This window comes from Actinosynnema sp. ALI-1.44 (assembly GCF_001984155.1).
Lineage (GTDB): Bacteria > Actinomycetota > Actinomycetes > Mycobacteriales > Pseudonocardiaceae > Kibdelosporangium.
This window is the reverse complement of the sequence record NZ_MTQO01000049.1, coordinates 105020-118217: the sequence shown is the minus strand read 5'-3', so window position 1 is coordinate 118217 and position 13198 is coordinate 105020. Positions and strand designations below refer to the sequence as shown.

Here is a 13198-nt window from a genome sequence, read left to right as displayed (position 1 = left end):
GTGTCGCTAGGAGGGCTGGGCGGGTGGGTTGCCGAACGCGTCCGCGCCGTCGTCGGCGAGCGCGTACTCGCCCGCTTCGAGCCTGGTCACGAAGTCTTTCAGCCAGGTCAGCTCCGCTTCCACGGTGACCAGCCAGTACGTGAACATCTCGCGGACGTGGGCTGGTTTGCCCTGGCCGCCCTCCATCGGTGCGATGCTCTGGTTGAGCAGCAGACGGGTCTGCCCGGCGGCCGCGGCGGTCTGCTGGATGCGGTTGCGCAGCAGGAAGATCAGGTTGCCACGATCGAGCGTCGTGATGAACGGCAGCGCCGCGTTGAACATCGCGGGCCCGGTCTCGGTGTCGCTGATCGCCTTGTGCAGCAGGAAGAAGAACTCGCCTTCGCCGTGCTCGGTGATCCGGTACACGACCCGCTCCGGGCCGATGTCGCTGTCCTGCGTCGCCACTTCCTGGAGCAGGTCGTCGGCCGCGAGCTTGCGCAGCGCGTGGTAGATCGAGCCGGGTTTGACGTTCGCCCACCTGTCGGCCGCCCACAGTTGCAGGTCCTGGCGCACCTGGTAGCCGTGGGCCTCACCGCGCATACGGACCACGCCCAGCACGAGCAATCGCGTCGCTGACACGTCACTAGGCTATGCGCAGTGACCCCACGAAAAGGTGAGCGGCCGCCGCTGCCCGAGCCGTTGCCGGTGTCGACGGTCGACGCGCACACGCACTTGGACGCGTGCGGTGCCAAGGATGCCGCCGACGTGTCCACAGTGGTTGACCGCGCCGAGTCGGTCGGGATCGGTCGTGTCATCACGGTCGCCGACGACCTCGCCGCCGCGGTGTGGGCCGCCGACGCGGCCGAGTGGGACGACCGTGTGTTCGCCGCCACAGCTGTGCACCCGACGCGGACCGCCACGTTCACCGACGAGGACAAGGCGGTCCTCGAGGGGTTGGCGACGCGGCCTCGGGTCGTCGCGATCGGCGAGACCGGGCTGGACTACTACTGGGACTACTCGCCGCCCGCCGCGCAGCACGAGGCCTTCCGGTGGCACATCGACCTGGCCAAACGGGTCGGCAAGCCGCTGATGATCCACGACCGCGACGCGCACGACGACATCATGCGCATCCTGCATGAGGAAGGCGCGCCCGAACGAGTGGTCTTCCACTGCTTCTCCGGCGACGAGGAGTTCGCTCGAAAGTGCGTCGACGCGGGCTTCGTGCTGTCGTTCGCCGGTGCGGTGACCTTCCGCAACGCCAAGGCGCTCAGGGCGGCCGCGCGGATCGTTCCCCGTGATCAGCTGCTTGTCGAGACCGACGCGCCGTTCCTGACGCCGCACCCGTTCCGTGGCCGCCCGAATGAGCCCTACTGCGCCGTCTACACCCTTCGGGACCTGGCCGAACTCCGTGGTGAGGATGTGGGTGACCTGGCTGCCGCCGTCCGGGACACCGCGGAGCGGTTTTTCCGGTTGCCATCCGTGACATCCCACGATTCGAGCCGTGGCGGCCTCACCTGATCGGCCTAGTTGCTGCGTCTTCCGGGCTGTGGCACAAGTCACAAGATGTCTGGGGGTGTTTGCGCAACCTCCCGGGACCCGTTACGGTCCCGTGACCGTACCCAGTGGGCGTCAAACCGGGTACAGCCCGCAGTCAAGGCCAACGCACGTCGGGGCCGGGACTATTCCCGGAAGCAGCGTCGGTGGTGGCTAAGGGAGTCGGACTGACAACGCGAGGCGCGAACCCGCGCCGCGGACGTACTCGGAGGACCAGCCAGGCACGTAGTCGCTCGACCAGTTCAAGCAACTGCGCGCCACCTGTGTCGGCTGCGCCCTCCCGGAGGAACGACCCTTGACTGACAGCGAACATCAGCAGAGAACCGGTTTCGACGTCGACACCGACTGGTTTACCCCGGTCGCCAGGCCGTCAACCGCCACCGCCACGCTGGACCCCGCCGAGGACCAGTGGCACGGCGAGTTCCCCGAGTACTCGGACTCGCTCGATGTGGTCCCGCAGGACATCTACGCGGCGCTCGGTCCCCAGGCCGATGAGCTGATGGCTTCCGTCGACGTCGACGTCGACGAGCTGATCCGGCTCATCAACGCCGAGACCACGATGCTGCCGCCGATCCTGGACGTCCCGGACGACCTGTCCGGCGACCGCACCCTCGCGGCCCCGCAGCCCCAGACCCAGACCGCCGAATCCGGCCTGGTCACCGCGGTCAAGAAGTGGAAGCGGACCTTCCTGCGCAGCGCGATCGCCGCGGTGCTGTTCTCGCTGACAGGTGGCGGTGCCGCCGCGATCGCGATGAACAAGTCCGTGACGGTCGACATCGACGGTGTCGAGCACAACGTCCGCACGTACTCCAGCACCGTCGGCGAGGTGCTCGAGGACGAGGGCATCACCACCGGCGAGCACGACACGATGAGCCCGGCGCCCAGCGCGGCCGTCGGCGACGGCGGCAAGATCGTCGTCCAGCGCGGCAAGCTGCTGAAGTACAGCGTCGACGGCCAGGCCCAGGAGAAGTGGGTCCGCGGCGTCAAGACGCTCGGCGACGGCCTCCGCCAGGTCGGCGCGCCGATGAGCGGCAAGATCTCCGGCGACCTGAACTCGGCGATCCCGGCCGAGGGCATGTCGGTCAGCATCCAGACCGTCAAGAACGTCACCGTCTTCGACGGCGCCAACGCGCCCAAGCAGGTCCAGACCACCGCGGTCACGGTGGACGAGCTGCTCAAGGAGATGCAGACGTCGCTGGGTGCCGAGGACGCGGTGAACATGGCGGCCGACGTCAAGATCACCGACGGCGCCCAGATCACGATCACCCGCAACGGTGTCACCGTGGTCAACAAGGCGGAGTCCATCCCGCCGCCGGTCGAAGAGATCAAAGACGAGACCATGGACAAGGGCACCCAGCAGGTCGTCGAGGCCGGTGCCCCTGGCGAGAAGATGGTCACCTGGCGCATCACCATGAAGAACGGCCAGGAGACCAAGCGCGAGAAGATCGGCGAGCAGGTCACCAAGGAAGCCGTCAAGAAGGTCGTGAAGGTCGGCGCGAAGAAGGCACCGAACCCGCCGATCTCCGACGGCGAGGTCTGGGACCGCCTCGCCCAGTGCGAGTCCGGCGGAAACTGGGCGATCAACACCGGCAACAGCTACTACGGCGGTGTGCAGTTCAACGCCAGCACGTGGCGGGCCTACGGCGGCACGGCGTACGCCCCACTGCCTCACCAGGCCACCCGCGAGCAGCAGATCGCGATCGCGACCAAGCTCCGCGACGCCCGCGGCGGCTACAGCGCCTGGCCCGGTTGCGCCAAGAAGCTGGGACTGCCCCGCTAAGCACCGGAACACCCTCGTGAGTGGTTATGCGGGTTCTCACCCGCGCAACCACTCACGAGTGTTTTCAGGGGTGTTAGTAGGCTTGTGCGGTGACATCGCTCCTTGGCCCCGCCGAGGTTCGGCGGCTGGCCGGTGAGCTGGATGTGCGGCCCACCAAGAAGCTGGGCCAGAACTTCGTGCACGACCCCAACACGGTCCGGCGGATCGTCACGACCGCGGAACTCGGCGCCGACGACGTGGTGCTGGAGGTCGGGCCGGGGCTTGGCTCGCTGACGCTCGCGCTGTTGCCCGCGTGCCGTGAGGTCGTCGCCGTGGAGATCGACCCCGTGCTGGCCCGCAAGCTGCCCGAGACGGCCGCTGAGCGTGCTCCGGAGGGTCGGCTGCGGGTGGTCGAGGCGGACGCGATGCGCGTGACGCAGGAGCAGATCGGCGAGCCGACAGCGCTCGTGGCCAATCTGCCGTACAACGTGGCCGTGCCGGTCGTGCTGCACCTGCTGGCCATTCTGCCGAGCCTGCGGTCGGGCCTGGTGATGGTTCAGGCCGAGGTCGCCGACCGGATGGCCGCGGGCCCCGGCAGCCGTGTCTACGGCGTGCCGAGCGTGAAGGTCGCCTGGTACGCCGAGGCCAGGCGGGCCGCGACGGTGTCGAGGTCGGTGTTCTGGCCGGTGCCGAACGTGGACTCCGCGCTCGTGCGGATGATCCGCCGCCCACCGCCCGCCGATGTGGACCGCGAGCGGCTTTTCAAACTCGTCGACGCGGCCTTCGCACAGCGCCGCAAGACGCTGCGGGCCGCGCTCGGGACGTGGGCAGGATCACCCACGAGGGCCGCGGAGATCCTCGTCGTCGCCGGAATCGATCCAGGTGTGCGTGGCGAGCAGCTCACGGTGGGGGATTTCTCTCGCATTCTGGAAGCGGCCGACCACCATCTGTGAAACCCCGGGCCACGGCCGCTGGTCCGTCGGTGTGATGTATGGCCCAGGACTTGCGCACACGCGGCCCGGTCGGTTTCAATGCAAGTGCATCCATCCCGAGCGGCCGAGAGACCTGGCTCCCTGACGCCGCAGCAACCACCCACCATGGGCAGGTGCTACCGCCAGGACCGATGGAGGATTCCGTGGTCGCGAAAATGCTCACACAGCGCCGGGTGATAGATCAGGGCAGGCGGACAGTCACCGCATGTCGTAGCCACACGCTCTGATCTCCTCAATTCACACCCGAACACGCCTCCGTCCTATCAGGACGGTTCATGAAGGACGTCGGACGGCCGTCACCGCGGTCGCGCCGTGTGCTGCGCTGGAGTAACTGTGATCACCGTAGAGAATGTCAGCAAGTCGTTCTGGAGCCGAACCGGCAACGTCGTCGCGCTCGACGGCGTTTCGCTCGAGGTCGCCGCGGGTGCGGCGCTCGGTGTCGTCGGGCCGCAGGGGTCCGGCAAGTCCACTTTGGCCCGGTGCATCTCGTTGCAGGAACGCCCCGACGCGGGTGTCGTCCGGCTCGACGGGTTGAACACGGCGACCCTCGACACCCGCACCCTGCGCGCCACCCGGCGTCAGATCGGTGTCGTGTCGGGGGAATCCCAGCTTTTCCGGCAGCGCACCGCCGCGGGCAACATCGCGCTCCCGCTTGAGCAGTCCGGTGTGGAGGGCCCGCAGCGCAGGGCGCGGGTCGGCAGGCTGCTCGACCTGATCGGATTGACCGACAAGGCGGCCGCGTATCCGGACGACCTGACCGACGGACAGCGCCGCCGCGTCGCCGTGGCCCGTGCGCTCGTCGGCGAGCCCGGTCTGCTGCTGGCCGACGACCCGACCGCGAACCTGGACGCCGACGGCGCCGCCGGTGTGCTCGCCGTGCTGGACCGGGCGCGCGCGGAACTCGGTGTGACGCTGGTGGTCGCGACGCAGGATTCCAGTGTGGTGCGCCGGATCTGCGACGACATCGCGTTGCTCGACGCAGGCAGGCTGGTGGAGAACGGCAACCTGTTCGAGTTGCTGCACGACCCGGAAAGCCGTGCGGTGAAGGAACTTCTTCCGGTCATCGACGCGACGGCGTCGGTCGGGCAGGACCGCATCGCCGACATCGTGCTGATCGGTTTCGCCGCTGTCGGCGCGTTGTTGCCGGAGGCCGCGTCCCGGTTCGGTGTGCAGGTGTCGGTGCTCGGCGGCGGGTTGACGCGGCTCGGTGAGACGCCGGTCGCCCGGTTCCGGATCGGACTGCGCGGCGAACGCTCCGACAGCGCGTTGGCGTGGATCGGCGACCGCGGCGGCATCGTGCACCAGCCGCTGGCCGGTCCGCAGGGCGTGGTGGCCGCGTAGGCGAGGTGTACAGGGGTCCGGAAGGACATCTGGACGACGGCGAGTACTCGGACACGTAGGCTGCACTTGTGCTCGCTGTCGTTCCTCCACCTGTGACCGTACGTGTGCCGTCGAAGGTCAACCTGCACCTCGCCGTCGGCGACGTGCGACCGGACGGCTACCACGAGCTCAACACGGTGTTCCAGGCGCTCTCGTTGACCGACGAGGTGACGGTCGCCGTGACCGACGATCCCGGTGTGGAGGTGCTCGGGGAGGGCGCCGACGAGGTGCCGACCGGCCCGAGCAACCTGGCGTGGCGCGCGGTGCAGGCGCTGGCCGAGCACGTCGGCAAGGACCACACCGAGCCGAAGATCCGGGTGGTGATCCGCAAGGGCATCCCGGTGGCCGGTGGCATGGCCGGCGGGAGCGCCGACGCGGCCGCGACGCTGGTCGGTCTCGCCGCGCTGTGGCGGCTGGAGATCGGCAGGGACGAACTCTCCACTGTGGCCGCGAAGGTCGGCAGTGACGTCCCTTTCGTGCTCGCGGGCGGTACCGCGCTGGGCACGGGCCGCGGTGAGCAGCTGATCCCGGTGCTGACCAGGCACACGTTCCACTGGGTGATCGCGTTCGACCGGCGTGGCCTGTCGACGCCGAAGGTGTTCGAGGAGCTCGACCGGCTGCGTGGCGAAGGCGATCCCCCTCGCATCGGCGCGGTCGAACCGGTGCTGGAGGCGCTGGCGTCCGGGGATCCGCGCCAGTTGGCATTGCTGCTGGGCAACGACCTGCAGTCCGCGGCGATCTCGCTGCGTCCCGGCCTGCGGCGCACGTTGCGCGCGGGCGTCAACGCGGGCGCGCTGGCCGGAACCGTCTCCGGCTCCGGCCCGACGTGTGCGTTTCTCTGTTCCGACGGTGAGTCCGCGCTGCGTGTGGCGGCCGAGCTCGCCGGGGCGGGCGTGTGCCGGACCGTCCGAGTGGCGCACGGACCTGTCCCGGGCGCACGCGTGATCGGGGGCGATGAGGCCCCGCGCCCGGCGCCGCCAGAGGTGCACGCCTGACAGGGGCGGCGAGCCTAATACCCTGGTTGGGAGATACAGCCACGAGGGAAGCGCGGGTACATGGCCAACCTGGTCAACCTGGAGTCGGTCAGCAAGTCCTACGGGGTTCGGCCGTTGCTCGATGCGGTCTCACTGGGCGTCGGTGAGGGCGACCGGATCGGGGTCGTCGGACTGAACGGCGGCGGCAAGACGACGCTGCTGGAAGTACTGGCGGGCATCGAGCCCCCGGACACCGGACGTGTCAGTCGTGCGCGTGATCTGCGGATGGCCGTGGTCACCCAGCGCACGGACCTGCCGCCGGGTGGGACGGTGCGCAACGCCGTGCTGGATCCGCTGGGGTTCAGCGCCGATCACGAGTGGGCCGCGGACGCGAAGGTCCGCGCGGTGCTCGACGGCATCGGGATCTCCGCGCTGGGCCTGGACGCCCCGCTGGATCGGATGTCCGGTGGTGAACGGCGGCGGGTCGCGTTGGCGGCGGCGTTGGTCCAGGAGCTCGACCTGGTGATCCTGGACGAGCCGACCAACCACCTGGACATCGAGGGCGTGCGGTGGCTGGCGGACCACCTGCTGGCCAGGCGCACCGCGTTGGTCGTCGTCACGCACGACCGCTGGTTCCTCGACACGGTCTGTTCCCGCACCTGGGAGGTGCAGAACGGGCGTGTCGAGCAGTACGAAGGCGGCTACGCGGACTGGGTGTTCGCGCGCGCCGAGCGTGCGCGGTTGGCCGACACCCTGGAGGAGAAGCGTCGCAACCTCGCCGCGAAGGAACTGGCGTGGCTGCGGCGCGGCGCCCCGGCGAGGACGTCCAAGCCGCGCTACCGCATCGACGCGGCCGAGGCGCTGATCGCGAACGTGCCGCCGCCGCGGGACACCGTCGAGCTGACGGCGTTCGCCAAGCGCAGGCTCGGCAAGACCGTCGTCGAGCTCGAGGACGCGAGCCTCAGCGTCCCCGGCCGTCAGCTGCTCGATCACGTGACCTGGCGGATCGGGCCCGGTGACCGGATCGGCCTCGTCGGCGTGAACGGCTCCGGCAAGACGACGTTGTTGCGGCTGCTCGCCGGCGAGTCGCAGCCGGAGACGGGCAAGCGGATCCAGGGCCAGACCGTCCACCTGGCGTACCTCAGCCAGGAACTCGCCGACCTCCCCGGTGACCTGAGGGTGCTTGAGGCGATCGAGGAGATCGCCCGCCGGGTCACGCTGGGCAAACAGGAGTTGTCGGCGTCGCAGTTGGCGGAGAAGTTCGGGTTCCCTGCCAACCGGCAGTGGACGCCCGTCTCGGATCTGTCGGGTGGTGAGCGGCGCCGGTTGCAGCTGTCGCGGTTGTTGATGGCCGAGCCGAACGTGCTGCTGCTGGACGAGCCGACGAACGACCTGGACATCGACACGTTGCAGCAGCTGGAGGACCTGCTCGACTCGTGGCCCGGCACGCTCGTGGTCGTCTCGCACGACCGTTACCTGGTCGAACGCGTCTGCGATGAGGTGTACGCGCTGTTCGGCGACGGCCGTGCGAAGCACCTGCCCGGCGGGATCGACGAGTACCTGACCCGACGGGCCGCGATGGCCGAACCGCTGCCCGCGCCCAGCAAGGAGCCGAAGCCGAAATCCAGTGCCGCCGACCAGCGTGCCGCGGGCAAGGAGCTCGCACGCCTGGAGCGCGCGCTGGACAAACTCAGCAAGCGCGAGGCGCAGTTGCACACCGCCCTCGCCGAGGCGGCGACCGACCCCGACCGGCTGCTGGACCTTGACGCGCAGCTCAGGGACCTGATCAAGGAGAAGAACGAGGTCGAGGAGCGCTGGATGGAGATCGCGGACAGCGCGGAGTAGCGACAGTTTGTCAGTATCGACCAACGGTGACCCTTTAGAGTGCGCCTTATGAGTCGGTTCGTGGACGCCCTGCTGGGCAACGCCGCCACCCGCGGCAAGGTCAAGGGGATCGTCACGGGTGAGCCCGGGGATCCCGTTCGCCGGACGTGGGAGCAGGTGCACCATGAGGCCCGCAAGATGGCGGGCGCACTGGTGGAAGGCGGTCTCGGGCCGCAGAGCGCGGTCGCGGTGCTCGCTGCCGACCCGGTGCTGATCGCCCCGGCGATCCAGGCCGTGTGGCTGTCCGGCGGCAGCGTGACGATGCTGCACCAGCCGACGCCGCGCACGGACCTCGCGGTGTGGGCCGAGGACACGTTGCGCGTGCTCACCATGATCGATTCCAAGCTGGTGCTGCTCGGCGCGCCTTTCGACCAGCTCGCGCCGGTGCTGACCGAGCACAACATCCCGTACCGGCTGTTGACGGACCTGGTCGACGGTCAGCCGCTGACCGACCCGGTGCACGTCGGCGAGGACGTGCACGCCTTGCTGCAGCTGACAAGCGGGTCGACGGCCGACCCGAAGGCGGTCCGGATCACGCACGGCAACCTGATGGCCAACATCGGGGCGATGGCCGAGAGGGCCGCGCTGGACTGGGAGAACGACACGATGGTGTCGTGGCTCCCGCTGTTCCACGACATGGGGATGGTCGGCTTCCTGACCACGCCGATGGTGCTGGGCATCGACCTGGTGAAGGTCACGCCCCCGGATTTCCTGCGCGCGCCGCTGCTGTGGATGGACCTGATCAGCCGCTACCGCGCGACGATCACGGCCGCGCCGAACTTCGCGTACGCCATGGTCGGCAAGCGGATGGGCAACGCCGAGGACGGCGCCTACGACCTGTCGACGTTGCGCCTGGCGCTCAACGGTGCCGAACCGATCGACGCGACCGCGGTGAAGACCTTCACCGACGCGGGCGCGCGGTTCAAGATGCCGTGGGAATGCGTGTTCCCCGCGTACGGCATGGCTGAGTGCACGTTGGCGGTGTCCTTCGCGCCGCTGTTCACCGGTTTGACGCTGGACTACATCGATCCTCACGAGCTGGAGGTCGAGCGCCGCGCGGTGCCGGTGGAGCCGAGCGCGGAAGTCCGGTCGTTCGCCGTGCTGGGCAAGCCGTTGCCGGGCATCGAGGCACGCGTGCTCACCGACGACGGCGAGGTCCGCGGCGACCGCGAGGTCGGCGAGATCCAGCTGCGCGGCTCGTCGGTGACGCCGGGCTACCTGACGGTCGACGGCCCGAGGGTGATCCAGGGCGAGGACGGCTGGATGTCCACAGGGGACATCGGCTACCTGATCGACGGCGAGATCGTGGTGTGCGGCCGTGAGAAGGACGTGATCATCCTCGGCGGCCGCAACATCTACCCGACGGACATCGAACGCGCCGCGACGGGCGTGGACGGCGTTCGCGCGGGCAACGCGGTCGCGGTCCGGCTGGACGCGGGCAGCAGGCGTGAACGGTTCGCCGTCGTCGTCGAGTCCAAACTGGCCGGTGACGCGGCTGAGGAAGCGAGGCTGCGCAAGGAAGTCGCCAGCCGGGTCTTCGAGGCAGTGGAGGCGCGCCCGGTGGCCGTGCTGGTGCTGTCGCCGGGGTCGCTGCCCAAGACCCCGTCCGGCAAGCTCCGCCGCGCCGCGGCCGGGGAGCAGCTCGCGGAGAGCATCCGCAAGACCGAGAGCAAGTAGGTCCCTACCGAGTCAGACCCCACTGTGTGATCGCACAGCGAAAGACCCATTCACTGTGCGATCACACAGCAGGCTTGAATTCGGTGTAGTCACCAGAAAACCTAGCGTCTGCCGCGTGCGCTATCCGAAATCCGGCAACACCACTCCTGGGGACGAGGGGTTTCCCTCCCGTGGGTGATCTCGTGCCGGGCGGCTGAGGAGATGGTGGTCCGGTGGTGATCACATCGATCCACTGGGCACCGTCGGGAGAGACGCCGGACGGCCCATCTCGCGCCAGGCGAAAGGGTTGACCAATGGGGCACAGCACCAGAAAGCTTCCCCCGGGGCAAAGCAGGGTCGAGGGATTCCCCCGGTTCGGTACGCACCTTTCCCGGCCTGCGCCGCCCGTTCCGGCCGATCCGGTGATCGCGGTACGCGGGGTGGTCGCCGAAGACCTCGACCTGCCGCTCACCGCGCTGTCGTCCCTGCCACGCAAGGAGATCACAGCCGACTTCCACTGCGTCGCCGGCTGGTCGGCGACTGACCTGCGCTGGGAGGGTGTTTCGTTCGAGACGTTCTACCGCGCTGTGGTCAAACCGGCGCTGTCGCCAGGAACATCGGTCACCCACATCAAGTGCCGGGGCCTCGACGGATATGAGGCCGCGGTGACGATCGAGGACATCCTGGCCGACGACGTGCTCATCGCCCAGAACCTCAACGGTCGCCCGCTCGACAGCGACCACGGTGCCCCGGTCCGCCTGGTCAGCCCCAGCCAGTACGGCTACCTCAACGTCAAACACCTCTGCCACGTCGAGGTTCTGACCCGCGCCCCGGCCATCACCGAAGGTGTCCTGATCAGGAGCCACCCCAGGGCCAGGGTCTGGGAAGAGGAGCGGCACGGCCTGCTGCCGGGACGAGTGGTCCGGCCCTTCTACCGGGTCCTGATCCGCCCGATCCGGATGCTCTGTGCGCTGGGCGCTCGCGACCGGCACACGCGACGCCGGCCCCCGCGGTAAAAGAAGAGTGGGCTAGCTCAACGCGTGGAAAGCGTTCTGCGCGGCTTCCAGGCCGTTGTTGACGAGTGCTTCGGTGGCGTCGGCGGCACGGTCGAAGACGAACGGCAGCTCTTTGCGCTCGATCACCGAGAAGTCCTTGAGGACGAAGTCGGCCGGGTCCATCCGGCCGGGCGGGCGGCCGATGCCGACCCGGATGCGGTGGTAGTCCTTGGTCCCGAGGGACTTGGAGATGGACCGCAGGCCGTTGTGGCCGTTCTCGCCGCCGCCGAGCTTGAGGCGGACCGTGCCGAACGGCAGGTCGAGCTCGTCGTAGATGACGACGATGTCGGCTGGCTCGACTTTGAAGAACTTGGCGACGCCCGACACGGGCCCGCCCGAGACGTTCATGAAGGAGCGCGGCTTCATCAGCACCGCGCGCCTCGTGCCGAGCCGCCCTTCGAGGACGTCGGCCAAGCCCTTGTGGGCCTTGAACTTCCCACCGACGCGGTCGCCCAGCTCGTCGAGCACCATCGCGCCGACGTTGTGCCGGTTGGCCGCATAGCGAGGGCCGGGGTTGCCGAGGCCGACCACGACCACGGTCCCCGGCCCCTCGCTCACGGGATCAGGCCTCTTCGTCGGTGGCGGCCTCGTCGGCCACCGCCTCGCCGGAGTCGCCCTCGAGCTGCTGCGCGGTCGGTGCCGGGTTGACAGCGACGACGAGCGCCTCGGGGTCGGTGGCGAGGGTCGCGCCCTGCGGGAGCTTGATGTCGGCCGCGGTGAACTGGGTGCCCGCCTCGGCGCCCTCGATCGACAGCTCGAACTGCTCGGGGATGTGCAGCGCCTCGACCTCGACGGTGATCACGGTCACCTCCTGGGTGACCAGGGTGGAGGCGGCGGGGTCGCCGGTCAGCACGATCGGCACCTCGACGCTGACCTTCTCGCCGCGCTGGACGAGCAGCAGGTCGACGTGCTCGATGTAGTTCTTGATCGGGTGGGTGGTGACGGTCTTGGTCAGCGCCAGCTCGGACTTGGAGTCCACGTCCAGCGTCAGGACGGCGTTCTGACCGTGCTCACGGACTACACGGGCGAACTCGAGCGCCGGCAAAGCCAGGTGCTTCGGGTCGGAACCGTGGCCGTAGAGCACCGCGGGGATCTTGCCGGCGCGGCGGGTACGGCGTGCGGCGCCCTTGCCGAATTCAGTACGCGACTCGGCGGCAAGACGGACCTCGGACACGGTGATGCTCTCCTTCAACACAAAAGGCTAATGGGGTCGTCACCGCGGCGGAGGCAGGCGCGAAGACACACGGCTACCCAACCAGCCGCGTCGATCACGCCAGGTCCTGAACGGGCCCAGCCTCGCCGAGACAACCCGGATAGTTTACGTCAGCTTCATCCCGGCATCACCGGGGGTCCGAAATCCGGGCACCACTTGGCGTTTCGGCCGGGTCACGGAGGTCAGTAGGTGCGCTTCGATGTCGGCGTTCCCCGCTGGTGCGCGGCCACCGTCAGGTGACAGCCCGTGGTGAGGCTGAGGACGGTGTTCTGCACCGTGCCGAACTGGAGATGGGCGCCGTAGCCGTCCTTGAAGGAGACCTCGTGGTCGCCCGGCCGGTCGACCACCACCGCGGGGCCGTCGAAGCCGTGTTCCCGTGCGACCTCCTCGACGACCTTGACGGCTTGTTCCCACTTGCCATCCGGCAGGTTCCCCGACGAGATCCACTGCGCGAGCGCTCGGATCTCCGCCGTGTCGCTGTCGATCTCCGACCACGTGTCCGAAAAGCCGCTTTGGCAGCCACTGACACTCGAACTGTCCTCAGCTTCCCGCCAGGCGGCCGTGAAACCCGCTGCCACCAGCTTGTCTCGGATCTTTGTGAGTATTTCCTCGTGTCGTTTCGCCGCCGACTCGATGTCCGGCCGCTTCAGCAGTTCGGCGAACTGGCTCTCCAAGGCTTTCTCCTTGCCCTCCGCAGTTGGTTCGGTAGTGCAGCCGCTCGCCATGATGGCAATGGCCGCGATGGCGGACCC

12 protein-coding genes and 1 riboswitch are annotated in these 13198 nt (G+C 68.7%); of the genes, 8 read left to right on the top strand and 4 right to left on the bottom strand.

Annotated features, from left to right (window positions below; genetic code table 11):
• Window positions 1-6: 6 nt before the first annotated feature.
• A complete protein-coding gene (locus ALI144C_RS30515) occupies window positions 7-618 on the bottom strand; it encodes a PadR family transcriptional regulator (RefSeq protein ID WP_076990646.1) in 612 nt (203 codons plus the stop codon).
• Between the two features lie 18 nt (window positions 619-636).
• On the opposite strand from ALI144C_RS30515, the gene ALI144C_RS30510 reads away from it, so the two are divergent.
• The 8 genes from ALI144C_RS30510 (at window position 637) to ALI144C_RS30475 (ending at window position 11194) form a co-directional block, all read left to right on the top strand.
• The gene (locus ALI144C_RS30510) at window positions 637-1497 is read left to right on the top strand and encodes a TatD family hydrolase (protein ID WP_076990645.1); all 861 of its coding nucleotides are present in this window, start codon (window positions 637-639) and stop codon (window positions 1495-1497) included.
• A 331-nt stretch (window positions 1498-1828) separates the two neighbouring features.
• Window positions 1829-3313 (top strand): resuscitation-promoting factor, encoded by a 1485-nt coding sequence (locus tag ALI144C_RS30505; RefSeq protein WP_083753526.1) that lies wholly within the window; start codon window positions 1829-1831, stop codon window positions 3311-3313.
• Between the two features lie 89 nt (window positions 3314-3402).
• Window positions 3403-4245 carry a 16S rRNA (adenine(1518)-N(6)/adenine(1519)-N(6))-dimethyltransferase RsmA gene (gene rsmA, locus ALI144C_RS30500; protein ID WP_076990644.1) on the top strand — a complete coding sequence of 281 codons (843 nt, stop codon included), beginning with the start codon at window positions 3403-3405 and terminating at the stop codon, window positions 4243-4245.
• Window positions 4246-4332: 87 nt separating this feature from the next.
• Window positions 4333-4422, top strand: a riboswitch (SAM riboswitch).
• Between the two features lie 195 nt (window positions 4423-4617).
• A complete protein-coding gene (locus tag ALI144C_RS30495) occupies window positions 4618-5625 on the top strand; it encodes a methionine ABC transporter ATP-binding protein (protein WP_076990643.1) in 1008 nt (335 codons plus the stop codon).
• Between the two features lie 68 nt (window positions 5626-5693).
• Window positions 5694-6659, top strand: a complete 966-nt coding sequence (locus tag ALI144C_RS30490; RefSeq protein ID WP_076990642.1) for a 4-(cytidine 5'-diphospho)-2-C-methyl-D-erythritol kinase — start codon at window positions 5694-5696, stop codon at window positions 6657-6659.
• 60 nt (window positions 6660-6719) lie between these two features.
• Window positions 6720-8483, top strand: coding sequence for an ABC-F family ATP-binding cassette domain-containing protein (locus ALI144C_RS30485; protein WP_076990641.1), 1764 nt, complete (start codon window positions 6720-6722; stop codon window positions 8481-8483).
• Window positions 8484-8531: 48 nt separating this feature from the next.
• Window positions 8532-10199: a fatty acyl-AMP ligase gene (locus ALI144C_RS30480; protein ID WP_076990640.1), complete on the top strand. Its 1668-nt coding sequence runs from the start codon at window positions 8532-8534 to the stop codon at window positions 10197-10199.
• Window positions 10200-10492: 293 nt separating this feature from the next.
• Window positions 10493-11194, top strand: a complete 702-nt coding sequence (locus ALI144C_RS30475) for a molybdopterin-dependent oxidoreductase (RefSeq protein WP_076990639.1) — start codon at window positions 10493-10495, stop codon at window positions 11192-11194.
• A 12-nt stretch (window positions 11195-11206) separates the two neighbouring features.
• Here the strand turns inward: ALI144C_RS30475 and pth are convergent, their stop codons facing one another.
• The 3 genes from pth to ALI144C_RS30460 all read right to left on the bottom strand — a co-directional run bounded on the left by pth (window position 11207) and on the right by ALI144C_RS30460 (window position 13171).
• A complete protein-coding gene (gene pth, locus ALI144C_RS30470) occupies window positions 11207-11791 on the bottom strand; it encodes an aminoacyl-tRNA hydrolase (RefSeq protein WP_076990638.1) in 585 nt (194 codons plus the stop codon).
• A 4-nt stretch (window positions 11792-11795) separates the two neighbouring features.
• A complete protein-coding gene (locus ALI144C_RS30465; RefSeq protein WP_076990978.1) occupies window positions 11796-12407 on the bottom strand; it encodes a 50S ribosomal protein L25/general stress protein Ctc in 612 nt (203 codons plus the stop codon).
• A 221-nt stretch (window positions 12408-12628) separates the two neighbouring features.
• Window positions 12629-13171 (bottom strand): LppA family lipoprotein, encoded by a 543-nt coding sequence (locus ALI144C_RS30460; protein WP_076990977.1) that lies wholly within the window; start codon window positions 13169-13171, stop codon window positions 12629-12631.
• Between the last annotated feature and the right edge of the window lie 27 nt (window positions 13172-13198).